We start from the raw sequence: 15,059 nt of genomic DNA, 5'->3' as shown, positions 1-15,059 counted from the left end.
CCGCTACTCGCGGCTTCGCGCCCCGTCCAAGGAGATCACGGTACCGACACCACCTATCCAGGTTGATCGAGGATAGTTACGGCAAGGCGTTCTGCCGGGTTCTAATAGAGTCCGCCCACCCTGCAAGCGTTTGGATGTCCGCGTAAACTTCATTGGGTGGCGGAACCGCGCCGTCCCGTGCGCGGGATGGGTCGTGGGCATCCACGAGGTCGCTGCACTTCTTGAAGTTCTTCCGAAATGTCTCGACATCCGAGTCTACGATAACCGTCACCCGTTTCAGGTTTTTGGTGTCGATGTAGTCCCGGTGACGATGGATGACGCCGGCAAAGGCGATATCCTCCAGACCGCGCTCCCACGTGGCTCGCAGCCGGTCATAGATTTTCACGGCCGCGTCCCGGTATCTTTCTTCGTCGTTCGCATCGTAAAGCTTGCGCGCGTCCCGCGCCGCCTTTTCCAGCTTGTCGATCCGGTCGCGGACACCGGCGTGCTGCCAGGGCAAGCCGTCCGTGACCATGCCCGTGCCGGCAGGCCCGCGCGACAGGCTGACCTGCTTCATCGGAACGCCCTCCCGGATTGCCTTGTCATGAAGGTCGTTTACGAACACCATGTCATGGGTGAAGACGATGATCTGGCGCGTGGCGGATTCCTCCACCAGCCGCTCCGCCACCCTTTCCCGCCAGCGATGATCGAGCGATGTCACCGGGTCGTCGAAAACCAGCGCGGATTTATGATGGGCCGTCGCCAGTTCCGTGAGGAACGCGGCGAGCGCCACACAGGTTTGCTCCCCCTCGCTCAGAACCATATGGACCTTGGCTTTTGGGTTGGCGAAGAGGCGCACCTGGTAGATGGGGGAGCCGTACCGCCCGCCCGCGCGCACGATTTCCACGCGCACTTTCTCCGCTGCGAGATGGACGATCTCCGACTGAAACTGGTCGCGCATTTTCGGGGTGATAACATTGTCGGCGATATCGTTCCCGAGCTTGGTGATGGCATTGGTCGTCGTGTCCGCGATGCAGGCGTGGACCATGCGCAGCTCATCGAGGCGATTGACCTCCTTCTTTGCTGTTTCCAGTAGGTCGGAAACCGCGGCCCGGCCTCTCAAGGAATCGCGTTCGAAGATCAGCCGGTCTCGGCCCTCAGCGTCGGCCGCCTCGTCGAGTTCTACGGCATAGGATTCCAGCGCACTCGCCAGCGCCTCCAGTTCTGGTTTTGGCGACGGCGAGAACGGTGGCAGCACCAGCGCATCGGCCGTCGAAAGGGCGTGATGGCATTTCAGGCGCCGCAAATCCGCGCTGGCAAACAGCCGCAGTGCCTTTCGGGCGAGGCTGGGATTCTGGAGCGCAATGCGCTTCCGCGCCTGCGCGATCACGCGCACGTCCGGTTTCCGGACCTTGAAGGCAGCAAGCGCCTCGGAATAGTCTTGCTCCGCTCGCGCCGCCTGTGATTCCGCATCCGCGCGGACGAAGGTCTCGAAGCTCCCCAGTCGGTCCTGGGCATCCGCGCCCAGCGCCTGATGGCATAGGACGCAGGACTTGTCTCCTGAGGGCGGGAAGGGTGCACTCGGATACGCCGTTTGCTCGGAATAGCGGCGAGCGGCTTCCCACAGCGCCCGCCACGTTTCCCCGCCGACACCGGGAACGGCAAGGCCATCGAATGTCTCGCGCGCAGCAAGATCGGCAGCCGCCCGCTTGTGCCGCGCCGCGTCCGCCAGCGCTTTCAACCATGTTAGCTTCTCGTCGTCATAGGACGTGGTAATCCGGTCCAGGGTGGCGATCAGTTGCCTCACATTTCCGGCAAACAACCTCTGCTCGGCGGCCGCATCAGCCGGATTCTTGAGCAGGTCCTCTTCAAGGCGCGCCAGCCGTGCCCGTTCATCGGCGGTCATGTCGCCGTGCTTCTCGAAAGCGACCAGGTCGGTATCGTGACTAAGCGCCGACATGATCGCGCCTACCGGCGTGGCGGCATTCCATGTCGGCTTCTCGAACACCGGGTCCCGGAGGGCAGTGAGCTGCGACTCTTCTGCATCCAGCTTCTGCTTGAGCGCCTGGCAGACGCCCGCGAGGTCGTCGGGAATATCCAGTCCGAAGGGCCTGAACGCCACCTCGTTTTTTTCCTGCACATGCACTGATCCGCAATCTCGGTCAAAGACGCTGACGGCCGACAGCACCGGGTCCGGTTTGCCGTCGTCGGTCCAGTTGATGGGCGGCGCCGCAACACCGTCCTTGAGAATCGCGAAGATACCCGTCGCTTTGCCGGCAGGCGGCGGGTTGTACGCGTCGGGCATGATCTCGCCCGCCTTGCGCGCGCGGCAGGCGCGCTTGAGCACCCGACCGTAGCCGGATTTGCCGGACCCGTTAGGTCCGTAAACAATGGTGAGCCCGGCCGCTTCAAACGGCAGCGTCTGGCCGGGAGCAAGCTGGTTCACGCCGGCAATGTCCCCGACGCTGGCCAGCGCTATGGACTCGCCATCGGCGGGAGCGGCCGGCAAGTGCGCCGCTTCGAGGGCTACCGGCTTTGACGCGATGCCTTCGGCTCCGTGCTCCTTTTTGCAAAGAGCCAAAATCTCGCTCACAGCCGCTTCATTGGGCGTTCCACCGGTCACGATCCGGCGTAGCGTATCCCTCTGCCAAAGAGGGCGGTCAGTCGACCAGTCGAGTATGGTTTCAAGGACAGTCTTGTTTGCGTTTCTGGTCACTCTGCGCCCACCCATTGGCAATCTATCTCAGCACCGGCTAAGTTATATGGCACCACGCAGGCAAATACTGGCGGTATTTTCTATTCGTCGAATGCTACTTCATTCCATTTGCGATTTAGGTCGTCTACATCAACTGGTATGTCCAGCATGTTGATCGTATCGCGCAGTACCTTGAGATAAATCTCGTCGGTGTATCTTCGTCTCTCGCTCTTGCGGTCCTTTGAAGAGTGGCCAGAAAGGGCGTCGATGATCCCGCCTTTGACGTCATGGGCGTTTTCGAGCTGCGTAATGCCATGATGGCGGAATGGATGAAGCGCGCCATCCGCCTCTGAAGCGTCGACGCGGACCAGCTTGATGCCCAGGGAGTCCACCATTCGGCCGACGCGTTTGCCGACAGCATCGCTGAACGAGCCCTTGGCACTGGGTGACAGCTCCGGAAACAATAGTTCATCCGGATCGCGACCCAAGACGACTTCTTTTAGAAACCCCAGCTGGATGATCGCATCGTGCAGCGGCACCCGACGCCTGGAGGAGCCACGCTTAACCTTGACCTCGCGGTGCATCAGGTCGAAGAACCAGATGCCTTGCTCCTCGCGAACATGCTTGACCTTAAGCTGGCAGATTTCTTCGCGCCGCATCAGCTCATAGGCCGCCAAAAGGGGAAGCCAATAGAGGGCATCTCTGACGATGACCTGCCCAGGATCATTGTAAAAGTAGACGCGCTTCCGGCCCGTATAGACCGGATGGCTGAAAAAGAGCTCGACTTGGTCGCGGGTATATCCGGGTCTCTCCTCGTGCTCCTCCAGACCGCTGACTTCACTGCCGGTTTCCAGATAGAGGCCTTCGGCATAGCTTGGCAAAGACCGGTCAATCACCCCGATAGTCTTTGCCGCCTCGAAGACGCTGTTCATGTTGGAGATGTGCTTATTCACCGTTTTCGGCGACACTCGCACATAGTCCTGCCCCTCGGCGGCCGCCTCGACGATTACCTGCAAAATGGTCTTTTCCTGCTCAGCCTTAGACCGCCAATAGACCTTGGGAATGTCGATCAGCATGCTGCGATATTCTGACATGTGCTGAGGTGAATAGGCACGGATGTCCACGTCGCCACAGATTTGCAGCCATAGCCGCAAGGAGGGGCCGAGGTTGGTCACGGCATCTGGCCCGACCTGTTTCGCCTTTACGCGCTCACCCACAACGTAAGGGGCTTGCGTCGAAAAGGTCGCGCCTGCCTCTCGGTCGAACTTGGTCGAGACGGTGCTGGGGGGAGCCGAGGATTGAACGACCGGCATTGCCGCAGGCGCATGCACGGCCGGTGCCGGGCGGGCAGGCGGACGCTCATCTGACTTGGCCGGATCATCCGCATCGCGGTAGGGCGCTAGAAGCCGCTCCGCGCGGTCTTCCCATTGTTGGGCGGGCAGCTTGCGGAAGCCACGGTCGTCGCCATTCTGTCGGGCCAGTGCTACTGCCGTGTCGAGGAAGTGTGCTGCCATGCCGGCCGTCAGCACGTTACCAGCGAGCCGCAACGTGACCGGGTCTTGCGGTGCCGCGATGCCGGCGGCGGCGAGCTTCTGGGCAATGAAGTCGTCATCAACAACCGGAAAGCCGTCACCTTGCTGGCGCAACAGACCATCGGCGAGAGAAGCCATGGTTTTGGCCTGTTCGCGGGTCGACACCAGCGGCACGGGAATTGGCTGCACAGTGGCGCGCCAGTCCGCCAGTGCGGCTCCCAGCAGTGCAGTCAGGTCAGGTGATGACAACATCTTGTCCCTACGCGCAGATACATAAAACGCATCGACCGCAACGGCCAGGCGCCGCCCGAGCTGCACTGCCGAATCCCTGTCGATAACACCCAGTCTGAAGCAGATTTCGGTTGACGCAAGTCGACTCATCAACTCGCTAGGAATCTTGCGTCGGAAGTAGGTGGTGCGCCCCTTGAGGCGCAGGAAGCTATCCGTAGCCATGACTGTCTCCGTCATGACCGGTTCGCTGCGTAGCGGGTGCGAAGCGGTAGCGTCCAGATTCGGACGCGTTTCGCAGCCGTGCAGACGAGTCCGGTGGCCAATCTGGTGGCCAAAACGGTGGGAAAACCCACGATTTGGCCGGCTAGAGCTGGCTGAAACCTGCGGAAAACCTGGAGTTTTGCTGAGAGTGTGGCTGGGGAACCTGGATTCGAACCAAGATTGACGGAGTCAGAGTCCGCTGTTCTACCGTTGAACTATTCCCCAGCATGAGCCGGAAGGCCGGTAAGCGCGGGCGGTGGGCGGGCCATCTCGTCGGCGCGGGGTCTGCATAGACAATGGTGAGGGAGATTGCAAGCGCCTGTAATGGGTCTTTGCCCTGCTATCGTTTGGATTGCGCTTGTGCCCCCCTTGCTCTACCGTCATCGGTGACACGCAATGACAGTGCGTTCGGGCGCGATCGGCCAGTCCGGTTCCGCGACCGCGCACGCTAGGAGACCATAGTGACCGATGCTGATCGGTCCGTTGCCACGGTTTCGTCGCTGGACGAACAGGTGGCAGTCCGAGCCCCGTCCGGCCCTGCGCCGACGGGAAGGGCAGGGGGGGCGGCGCCCCCAGGGCCCGGAGCGGACCAGCGGACAAAGCCCGCCCCAAATCCGTCCCGCAAGCACCGCGGCCCCATCTATGCCGCGCTCGATCTCGGCACTAATAATTGCCGCCTGCTGATTGCCCGCCCGCATGATCATGGCTTTCGCGTGCTCGATGGCTTTACCCGCATCGTGCGGCTGGGCGAGGGCGTTTCGGTCACCGGGCGCCTGTCCGATGCGGCCATGGAACGCACCATGGAAGCGCTGCGCCAATGCCGCAACAAGCTGCGCGAGCACCAGCCCGCTCGCATGCGGCTGATCGCCACCGAAGCCTGCCGCGCCGCCGAAAATGGCCCCGCTTTCCTCGCGCGGGTGAAGGACGAATTGGGGCTCGACCTCGAAATCGTCGACCGCCGTACCGAGGCCGAACTGGCGGTGACCGGCTGCGCCGACCTCATCGAAGGCACGGCGCAGGGCGCGCTGATGTTCGATATCGGCGGTGGTTCCTCCGAACTGGCCTGGCTCGATTTTCGCGGCGGCAGGCCGAAATCGCAGGGCCGCATGTCGGCCTCGATTCGCTCCTGGCAATCGCTGCCTGTCGGGGTGGTCTCCATTGCCGAAAAATTCGGCGGCGTCGATGTAACGGCCGAGATCTTCGAGGCCATGGTCAACCACGTGTCCGAGCATTTGCGCCAGTTTCGCGGTCGCGAAAAGCTGCGCCAGATGATCGGCACCCATCCTGTGCATCTGATCGGCACTTCGGGCACGGTGACGACGCTGGCCGGGCTCCATCTGGGCCTTGAACGCTATGAGCGGCAGAAGGTCGATGGCCTGTGGATGAAGCGCGGCGAGGTCGATGACACGATGAAGGTGCTGCTCGGCATGCCCTTCGAGCGCCGCGTCGCCCATCCCTGCATCGGCAAGGACAGGGCCGACCTGGTGCTGCCCGGCTGCGCCATTTTCGAGGCCATCCGGCGCGAATGGCCCACCGAACGCGTGCGCGTGGCCGACCGCGGCCTGCGCGAGGGCATTCTGATCTCGCTCATGGATGCCGATCGCAGCCGCAATCGCGCATCGTCGCGGAGGAATGGCAATGGTTGACAAGGCTCTCGGCACGGGCGGCCGCAAATCCGACAAGGATCTCAAGATCCGGGTGAAATCGGCCAAGGGCCGCAAGGTATCGTCCACCAAATGGCTCGAACGCCAGTTGAACGACCCCTATGTGGCGCGCGCCCGCGCCGAGGGGTATCGCTCGCGCGCCGCCTTCAAGATCAAGGAAATGGACGAAAAGCATAAGCTTTTCCGCAAGGGCATGCGCGTCGTCGACCTCGGCGCGGCGCCCGGCGGCTGGAGCCAGGTGGCGGCCAAGGCCACCGGCTCCACCGATGCCAATCCGCTGATCGTGGGTATCGATTATCTCGAAATGGACCCCATTCCCGGCGTCATCCTGCTCAAGAAGGATTTCACCGAGGATGATGCGCCCGCCATGCTGATCGAGGCCATGGGCGGCAAGAAAGCCGATATCGTCATGTCCGACATGGCCTGGCCGACCACGGGCCACCGCGGCACCGACCATATCCGCATCATCCATCTCATTGAGATCGCTGCCGATTTCGCGCTGGATGTGCTGGCGCCGGGCGGCGTGTTCATTGCCAAGGTGTTCCAGGGCGGCACCGAGCATGAGCTGCTGCACATGCTCAAGCGCCATTTCAAAACCACCATGCACGCCAAGCCGCCCGCCAGCCGTTCGGATTCGGCCGAGGCCTATCTGATCGCCAAGGGCTTCAAGGGGCGGGATGAGGATGGGGACGACGCCGAGGTCTAGGGGACGATTTGTCCCCGCGGCCATAGGCTGCTAGGCTTTGTCTCATGGCCGCCTCGGGAGAACCTGCCTTGCTCAAGCCCTTTGGTTCCGGCATCTGGGTTCATGACGGCGCGGAAATCATGGGGGCCATGGGCTTCCACTATCCGACGCGCATGGTCGCCATTCGCCTGTCCCATGGCGGCGTATGGGTTTGCTCACCCACCCAGCTGACCGCCGAGCTCAAGGCGGCAATCGACAATCTGGGCCCGGTCGTAGCGCTGATCGCGCCCAATACGCTGCACCACACATTCATCGCCGAATGGCAGTCCGCCTATCCCGCTGCCGCCTTGTTCGCGCTGCCCCAATTGCAGGCGAAGCGCCCAGACCTGAACCCGGATGGCGAAATCGGCAACGAGCCTGCCGGGCTTTGGGCAGGAGAGATCGATCAGGTCGTCGTCACCGGTAACGCCATGCTCACCGAAGCGGTGTTCTTCCACCGCGCCAGCGGCGTGGTGCTGTTCACCGATCTGCTGCAAAATCTGCCAAAAGACTGGTATTCCGGCTGGCGCCGGATCATCGCCCGGCTCGATCTGATGCTGGCGCCCGAGCCGACTGTCCCACGAAAATTCCGCATGGCCTTCCGGGACCGTCAGGCAGCAAGAGCCGCGATCGCGCGTATTCTGGACTGGCCGGTGGAGCAGGTGCTCATGGCACATGGAAGGCCGGTGACCAGCAATGGGCAGGCATTCCTGCGGCGGGCCTTTGCCTGGCTTCTGCTTTAGCCGGGGTTCAATGCAGATGCGCGCTGCCCAGCAATTGGTGGCCCGCATTCTTGGGCAGGCGCAGGAACAGCAGGGTGGAGACGCCGCATACGGCCGCCACCACATAGAAGGCGACGTGGAAATCCGATAGCGCCAGCTCGCCCCCACCGCGCAGCTTATGCGCCAGCTCCAGCATGCCGCCGCCCAGAGCCACGCCCATCGCAAACATGAGCTGGCCCCAGACCTGGCTGATCACATTGGCCTGGCCGGCATCCTTGTCTTCGATATCGGCGAAGACGAAGGCATTGGAGCCGGTCCAGAATGTCGATTGCCAGAAGCCCACAAAGACCAGGATCGCCAGGATCAGCGGAATCCAGGTATCGGGCTGGTAGAAACCCATGGCCAGGATCCCCAGCGTCGAAATCGCCGTGGAGGCGACGAGCGGATATTTGAAGCCGAAGCGGGCGAAAATCCAGTTGGCGACGAATTTGGCGGCCAGCGCGCCGATCGCCCCGGCAAAGGTCACCATGCCGGATTCGAACGGCGTCATGCCGAAATTGAGCTGCAGCATCAGCGGGAAAAGAAACGGGGTTGCGCCCTGGCCGAGCCGGAAGAAGGTTCCGGCCACTACGGCGACCCGGAAATTGGGAAAGGCCAATAGGCGCAGGTCAAGCAGCGGGAACTCCGTCTTCAGCGCATGCCGGGCATAGACCAGGCCCAGCCCGATCCCGGCGGCCGCGGCGATTGCGCCATAGATGGGCGGCAGGGCAGGCAGGCTCACCACCGAACAGCCAAAGGCGAAAAGGGCGAAGGCCGAGCCCGCCAGCACGAAGCCTTTCCCATCGATCCGGCGTGGCGCATTGCGCTGCTCATTGGGCAGCACCAGCCCCACCAGGATCATGCCCATAATGCCGATCGGCACATTGATGATGAAAATCCAGTGCCAGGAGAAATAGGTGGTGAGAAAACCGCCAAAGGGCGGCCCGACAATGGGGCCGATCAGCGCCGGAATGGTCAGCCAGGCCATGGCGTCGACCAATTGATGCCGCGGAGTTGCCCGCACCAGCACCAGCCGGGCCACCGGTCCCATCATGGCGCCGCCCATGCCCTGCACGAACCGCGCCCCGACAAAGGCGGTGAGGGAACTCGAAAAGGCGCAGGCCACCGAGCCGACCATGAAAACCAGCATGGCAATGCGGAACACATTGCGTGCCCCGAAGCGGTCGGCCATCCAGCTCGAAATCGGAATGAAAATGGCCAGCGCCACCAGATAGGCCGTCAGCGCCAGCTTGAGCGAAATCGGATCAGTGCCGATATCGGCGGCAATCGCCGCCAGGGATGTGGCAATGACAGTCGAATCCATGTTCTCCATGAACAGCGCGGTGGCGAGGATGAGCGGTGTAATGCGCGACAATTGTTGACCGCCGGGCCAAACGCCCGGCTACTCCTTGCTGGCGGCGATAGCCCCATGGCCTGAAACATTGCTGCCTGCATCGGGCGGCAGCCTGAAATAAACAATGCTGGCAAGCGCGCTGGCTATGCCCACCACGAAAAACGCGATCTGGAAATCGACCAGCGACAGCGTGTGGCCGTGCAGCCTTGTGCTCAGCTCAAGCAACCCGCCGGCCACCGCCACGCCGAAGGCCACGCTCAATTGCTGCGCCACCGCGACAATGGCCGTGGCCTGGCTGGCTTCGTCATCGCTGATATCGGCATAGCCCAGCGCATTGCTGCCGGTGAAAAACACCGAGCGCAGCACGCCGCCCAGCAGCAAGACGCCCATCACCACCGGCACCCAGGTATCGGGGGTGAATAGCCCCTGGGCGGCGATCAACAGCCCGCCCAATAGCGAGGCCCAGCCCAGGGCACGGGGGAAACCGAAACGCTTATAGACGCGCTCGGCAATGAACTTGCTGGCAATGGCGCCGATGGCCGAGACGAAGGTGATGGCCCCCGACTGGAAAGGGTTCAGCCCAAAACCGAGCTGCAACATCAGCGGCAGGAGGAAAGGCACCGCGCCCACGCCGATGCGGAACATCGAACCCGCGGTGATCGAGCTGCGAAACAGCTTGTGCCGCAGCAAGGCCGGGTCGAGCAGCGGAAACTCGGTGCGCTTGGCATGCAGCAGATAGAGAATGCCCGAAGTCACGCCAACGGCCAGGGTCAGATAGCCATAGATCAGCGGCAGGGCCGGCAGGCTGACGACCGAGAGCCCGAAGACGGTGCCGGCAAAGGCAATGCTGGCCAGCACGAAGCCCACGAAATCGATGGGCCGCGGATTGCGCCCATTGGGCACCTTGAGAAAAATCCCGGCCAGGATAATGCCGGCAATGCCGATGGGAATATTGACCCAGAAAATCCAGTGCCAGCTGAGATAGGTGGTGAGGAACCCGCCGATCAGCGGCCCCGTCACCGGCCCCAGCAGGGCAGGCACGGTGAGCCAGGCCATGGCATTGACCAGCTCGTTGCGCGGCGTCGAGCGCACCAGCAGCAGGCGCCCCACCGGCGTCATCATCGACGAGCCTATGCCCTGGAAGAACCGCGACACCACGAAGGTCTCGAGCGAGAACGAGAAGGAGCAGGCGAGCGACCCCAGCATGAAGACGAAAATGGCCAGCCGGAAAATATTCTTGGCGCCGAATCGGTCCGCCATCCACCCGCTGATCGGGATGAAGATGGCCAGCGCCACGAAATAGGAGGTGAGTGCCAGCTTGAGCGAAATCGGTTCGGTACCGATATCGGCGGCAATCGCAGGCAGCGACGTTGCGATGACGGTCGAGTCCATCTGTTCCATGAACAGGGCGACCGCCAGGATGAGCGGGGTAACGCGAAGGACGGGCATTGCACCGGGGGAATCTTGTATGGCTGAGATCCAGCCACGAATGACTATGAACGGCTAGGCGTCCGCTGCAAAGCCCGGATGCGTGTTTTTTGTTGTCGCCAGAGGGATATGATTGCCCCAGCGGCATTCGAGCCATGCGTCAGCCCGCTGCTGCACCCCCTATGCAAGCCCGGCAGCGGGTGCTATTGACCCTCGCCAACCTGAACCCGGCGCCAGTCTCTCGCCCGGTTCGCACTCCTTCATCTCTGTGCTCCACAGAAGTCCGGAAAGGTCTGGCCTTGGCGAAGATTATTACCACCATCACCGGCGATGCTGCGCTGACCTTCGACGACGTGCTGCTGCAGCCTGCGCGTTCCGATGTCCTTCCCACCGAGACGGACATTTCCACCTATGTCACCAAGGACATAGCGCTCAATCTTCCCATCCTGTCCTCGGCCATGGACACGGTCACCGAAAGCGCCATGGCCATCGCCATGGCCCAGGCGGGCGGCCTCGGGGTCATTCACAAGAACCTCACCGCCGAGCAGCAGGCCGAGCAGGTCCGCCAGGTCAAGAGCTTCGAATCCGGCATGGTGGTCAATCCCATCACCATTGGCCCCGAAGCCACCCTGGCCGATGCGCTGGCGCTGATGCAGGTCAACCGCATTTCAGGCATTCCCGTGGTCGAAAACGGCGGCAAGGGCGGCCGCATGATCGGCAAGCTGGTCGGTATCCTCACCAATCGCGACGTGCGCTTCGCCTCCAGCCCCGCCCAGCCCATCGCCGAGCTGATGACCAAGGACAATCTGGTCACCGTTCGCGAAGGCGTCTCCAAGGACGAGGCCAAGGTGCTGCTGCACCGCCACCGCATCGAAAAGCTGCTCGTGGTCGACAACGACGGCCGCTGCATCGGCCTCATCACCGTCAAGGATATCGAAAAGGCCCAGCTCAATCCCAATGCGGTCAAGGATGCCCAAGGCCGCCTGCGCGTCGCCGCCGCCTCCACCGTAGGCGATCAGGGTTTTGAGCGCTCGCTTCAGCTGATCGATGCCGGCGTCGACCTGCTCGTCATCGACACCGCCCATGGCCATTCGGTTCGGGTGGCCGAGGCGGTCGAGCGCGTCAAGCGCGAGAGCAATTCCACCCGCATCGTGGCCGGCAATGTCGCCACCGCCGAGGCCACCAAGGCGCTGATCGATGCCGGTGCGGATTCGGTCAAGGTCGGCATCGGCCCAGGCTCGATCTGCACCACCCGCATTGTCGCTGGCGTCGGCGTGCCGCAGCTGGCCGCCGTCATGGCCTGCGCCGAGGAAGGCGCCAAGCAGGGCGTTCCGGTCATCGCCGATGGCGGAATCAAATTCTCAGGCGATATGGCTAAGGCCTTGGCGGCAGGGGCTTCCTGCGTCATGGTCGGCTCGCTCCTGGCCGGCACCGACGAGGCTCCCGGCGAGGTCTATCTCTACCAGGGCCGCTCCTACAAATCCTACCGCGGCATGGGCTCTGTCGGGGCGATGGGCTCCGGCTCTGCCGACCGCTATTTCCAGCAGGATGTGCGCGACCAGATGAAGCTGGTGCCCGAAGGCATTGAAGGCCAGGTGCCCTATAAGGGTGCCGCCGGCGCCGTGCTCCACCAGCTCGCGGGGGGCCTGCGCGCCTCCATGGGCTATACCGGGGCGCATAATCTCAAGGACTTCCGCGAAAACTCGGTCTTCGTCAAAATCTCCGGCGCGGCTCTCAGCGAGAGCCACGTCCACGACGTGACCATCACGCGCGAAGCACCGAACTACCGCAGCGGGCGGTAAGGCATTGGGGGGAGGGCCGCGGTCCTCCCGCTTCGTGCAGCTCACCGCCGCCACCCCACTCACAGTGTCATTCCCGCGAAAGCGGGAATCCACTCTTTCTTTCGGCACCCCGGCAGGCAGAATGGATTCCCGCCTGCGCGGGAATGACGTTGTGGGTTGGATGGGCAACGGATGCCATCCCATCCACAATCGCCTTCCTCGGGCTCGACCCGAGGACCGCTCGCCGCTTGTGCCGAATTGAGAGCGGCCCTCGGGTCAAGCCCGAGGGAAGCGGCTATGTGATGGAAGGAATGGGTGCGGGAGAGCCGTGGTCGTGGGGCAATATCGAGTCCCACCCGCCAGACAGTCCCTCCCCCTATCAGGGGGAGGCTAGGAGGGGGTAACCTTACTTTCTCTCCATCTTATCCCCGCCCCAAAACCCCATGCCATCATACCTCCATTCCCACCAGTTACGCGGTCCCGACGCAGGGCCGGGTGGGGAGGCCGTGGGACGGGGGCGCCTGTCCAGTGGGGTTGGAAACTCGGCAGCCGGACCTGCAATAATGGTACCGCCTGAACCGGACCTTGCGCAAAAGCGGATCGTAACGGGCGGCCATTGGTCCACTCTTTAGTCTTCGGAAGGCCCAATGGCCGCCCGTTACCGTATAACCGCGACGCCACACCGGCCGGGCGGCGCTTTTGCATGCCGCCGAAAACTGATTCCGCTACAAGTCGTTACTGCGGGACGCGGACTCTGAATCGGAACTTCAACATGCCCCTCACCGAAAAACTGCTGATCTTGGCGATGGCCGCGCAGGTCCTGCTCACCCTGCTTGTGCTCATCCTCATGGGGCGCGAGCGCGTGCCCCGCGTCATGTCGGGCGAAATCGCCATGGCCGATATTGCCGTGGACCGTGCCGCTTACCCGCTCAAGGCGCGCCTGCTGTCGAACAATTTCGACAACCAGTTCCAGCTTCCGGTGCTGTTCTATGCCGCAGTGCTGCTCGCGCTTTGGGCGGGCAGCGTCGGCTGGCTCGAACTGCTCCTCGCCTGGGCCTTCGTCATCCTGCGTTATGCCCATGCCGCAATCCACATCACCACCAACCGGGTCGAGCAGCGCTTTGTCGCCTACACGGCCGGACTTGCGGTTCTCGGCGCGCTATGGCTATGGCTGATCCTACGTCTTGTTGTTCTCGTCCCAGGTATCTAGAGACCGCTTGAGAATTCGCTCTGGTGAGGTAGATGGAGTGGGTTTTCGAGAACCGGAGCGGAACGTACTAAAGTACGTGAGCACCGGACGCGCAGAAAATACGCTCCAGATGCCCACCAGAGTAGAATTCTCAGAGGTCTCTTCATGCGCCTGCCAGGCCGTCTCTCCGCCGCTATCGATGTGCTGACCGATGTGGAGACCCGCAAGCGTCCGGTTTCCGAAGCGCTCAAGGCCTGGGGACTCAATAATCGCTTTGCCGGTGCCGGCGACCGTGCCGCCATCGGCAATCTGGTCTATGACGCCCTGCGCCGCCGTGCCTCCCACGCCGCGCTGATGGGCGACGATAGTCCGCGTGCCCTCGTGCTCGCTGTGGCTGTCCGCGATTGGAACGAAGATCCGGCCGCCCTGAGCGACAGCTTTGCCGCCGATAGCCACGCCCCCGATCCGCTCACCGAAGACGAGCGTGCTCGCGCCGTCGGCCAATTGCCCGACGATACGGCGCCGCATGTCCTGGCTGACGTCCCGGAATGGCTCGCGCCCTCTATCGAACGGGCCTTTGGCGACAACTGGATTGCCGAAGGGCAGGACATGGCCGGGCGCCCCTCGCTCGACCTGCGCGTCAACACGCTCAAATCCAGCCGCGATCGTGTGATGAAGTCGCTTGAGCGTTTCCATCCGCGCCTGACAGCCATCTCGCCCATCGGCGTCACCATGCCGGCCGGTCCGCGCGACGCCCGCACGCCCAATGTCACCACCGACGAAGGCTATCTCAAGGGCTGGTTCGAGGTGCAGGACCAGGGCAGCCAGATCGTCGCCGCGCTGGCCAATGCCCAGCCCGGCGAACAGGTGCTCGATCTCTGCGCCGGGGCAGGGGGCAAGACGCTCGCCCTCGCCGCGGCCATGGGCAACAAGGGCCAGGTCTTCGCCTATGACAGCGACCGCAACCGCCTCGCGCCAATCTATGATCGCCTCAAGCGCAACGGCGCCCGCAATGTGCAGGTGCGTGCGCCCCATCCCGGCGCGCTGGACGATCTCGCGGGCAAGATGGACCGCGTCGTCATCGACGCGCCCTGCACCGGCACGGGCACATGGCGGCGCCGTCCCGACACCAAGTGGAAACTGACCCCGGAACTGCTGGCGCAGCGCACCGGCGAACAGGCCGCAATTCTGCTGGAGGGCGCCCGCTACCTCAAGCCCGGCGGCACGCTGGTCTACATCACCTGCTCGATCCTGCCCGAGGAAAATGACGATCAGGTCGCCACCTTCCGCAAGGCGCATCCCGATTTTGTCTCGCTGCCACCGGCCGAACTCTGGCAATCCGTCTTTGGCGCCGAAATCCACCCCGATGTGGAAACGGCCCAATCGGGCATAGCGCTGACCCCGCGCCTCACCGGCACAGACGGATTCTATTTCAACGCCTTGCGCCGGGTTTCCTGATT

General features: G+C 63.0%; 10 protein-coding genes and 1 tRNA gene. 6 read left to right on the top strand and 5 right to left on the bottom strand.

What is annotated here, in order from left to right:
* Nucleotides 1-76: 76 nt before the first annotated feature.
* From QQL79_RS10165 to QQL79_RS10155, 3 genes are all read right to left on the bottom strand, one after another.
* Nucleotides 77-2,572: an AAA family ATPase gene (locus tag QQL79_RS10165; protein WP_284390419.1), complete on the bottom strand. Its 2,496-nt coding sequence runs from the start codon at nt 2,570-2,572 to the stop codon at nt 77-79.
* A gap of 203 nt (nt 2,573-2,775) precedes the next feature.
* Nucleotides 2,776-4,659 (bottom strand): site-specific integrase, encoded by a 1,884-nt coding sequence (locus QQL79_RS10160; RefSeq protein WP_284390417.1) that lies wholly within the window; start codon nt 4,657-4,659, stop codon nt 2,776-2,778.
* Between the two features lie 190 nt (nt 4,660-4,849).
* A tRNA-Gln gene (locus QQL79_RS10155) sits at nt 4,850-4,923 on the bottom strand.
* Nucleotides 4,924-5,159: 236 nt separating this feature from the next.
* Between QQL79_RS10155 and QQL79_RS10150 the strand changes: the two genes are divergently transcribed.
* The 3 genes from QQL79_RS10150 (at nt 5,160) to QQL79_RS10140 (ending at nt 7,829) form a co-directional block, all read left to right on the top strand.
* Nucleotides 5,160-6,344 (top strand): Ppx/GppA phosphatase family protein, encoded by a 1,185-nt coding sequence (locus QQL79_RS10150; protein ID WP_284390416.1) that lies wholly within the window; start codon nt 5,160-5,162, stop codon nt 6,342-6,344.
* Nucleotides 6,337-7,068: an RlmE family RNA methyltransferase gene (locus QQL79_RS10145; protein WP_284390412.1), complete on the top strand. Its 732-nt coding sequence runs from the start codon at nt 6,337-6,339 to the stop codon at nt 7,066-7,068. The genes QQL79_RS10150 and QQL79_RS10145 overlap by 8 nt, the downstream gene beginning before the upstream one ends.
* Nucleotides 7,069-7,136: 68 nt before the next feature.
* Complete coding sequence (locus tag QQL79_RS10140; RefSeq protein ID WP_284390410.1) at nt 7,137-7,829, top strand: DUF4336 domain-containing protein; 693 nt, start codon at nt 7,137-7,139, stop codon at nt 7,827-7,829.
* 7 nt (nt 7,830-7,836) lie between these two features.
* Here the strand turns inward: QQL79_RS10140 and QQL79_RS10135 are convergent, their stop codons facing one another.
* Complete coding sequence (locus tag QQL79_RS10135) at nt 7,837-9,222, bottom strand: MDR family MFS transporter (RefSeq protein ID WP_284390407.1); 1,386 nt, start codon at nt 9,220-9,222, stop codon at nt 7,837-7,839.
* 27 nt (nt 9,223-9,249) lie between these two features.
* Nucleotides 9,250-10,650 carry an MFS transporter gene (locus tag QQL79_RS10130; RefSeq protein WP_284390405.1) on the bottom strand — a complete coding sequence of 467 codons (1,401 nt, stop codon included), beginning with the start codon at nt 10,648-10,650 and terminating at the stop codon, nt 9,250-9,252.
* A gap of 278 nt (nt 10,651-10,928) precedes the next feature.
* On the opposite strand from QQL79_RS10130, the gene guaB reads away from it, so the two are divergent.
* The 3 genes from guaB (at nt 10,929) to QQL79_RS10115 (ending at nt 15,057) form a co-directional block, all read left to right on the top strand.
* Nucleotides 10,929-12,431: an IMP dehydrogenase gene (guaB, locus tag QQL79_RS10125; RefSeq protein WP_284390402.1), complete on the top strand. Its 1,503-nt coding sequence runs from the start codon at nt 10,929-10,931 to the stop codon at nt 12,429-12,431.
* Nucleotides 12,432-13,182: 751 nt separating this feature from the next.
* Nucleotides 13,183-13,620, top strand: a complete 438-nt coding sequence (locus QQL79_RS10120; RefSeq protein WP_284390400.1) for an MAPEG family protein — start codon at nt 13,183-13,185, stop codon at nt 13,618-13,620.
* Nucleotides 13,621-13,764: 144 nt separating this feature from the next.
* On the top strand, nt 13,765-15,057 hold the full coding sequence (locus QQL79_RS10115; RefSeq protein ID WP_284390398.1) for an RsmB/NOP family class I SAM-dependent RNA methyltransferase: 1,293 nt from the start codon (nt 13,765-13,767) through the stop codon (nt 15,055-15,057).
* The last annotated feature ends 2 nt before the right edge of the window (nt 15,058-15,059 follow it).

It is taken from the genome of Devosia yakushimensis (genome assembly GCF_030159855.1).
Taxonomy (GTDB): Bacteria; Pseudomonadota; Alphaproteobacteria; order Rhizobiales; family Devosiaceae; genus Devosia; species Devosia yakushimensis.
The sequence above is the reverse complement of the archived record's forward strand: the minus strand, read 5'-3'. Positions and strand labels throughout refer to the sequence as shown.

What these genes read in the sequence shown, in the direction of transcription:
- QQL79_RS10160 (WP_284390417.1), bottom strand. Translation starts at nt 4,659, where the DNA reads ATGGCTACGGATAGCTTCCTGCGCCTCAAGGGGCGCACCACCTACTTC.
- QQL79_RS10145 (WP_284390412.1), top strand. Translation starts at nt 6,337, where the DNA reads ATGGTTGACAAGGCTCTCGGCACGGGCGGCCGCAAATCCGACAAGGAT.
- QQL79_RS10130 (WP_284390405.1), bottom strand. Translation starts at nt 10,650, where the DNA reads ATGCCCGTCCTTCGCGTTACCCCGCTCATCCTGGCGGTCGCCCTGTTC.
- QQL79_RS10120 (WP_284390400.1), top strand. Translation starts at nt 13,183, where the DNA reads ATGCCCCTCACCGAAAAACTGCTGATCTTGGCGATGGCCGCGCAGGTC.
- QQL79_RS10115 (WP_284390398.1), top strand. Translation starts at nt 13,765, where the DNA reads ATGCGCCTGCCAGGCCGTCTCTCCGCCGCTATCGATGTGCTGACCGAT.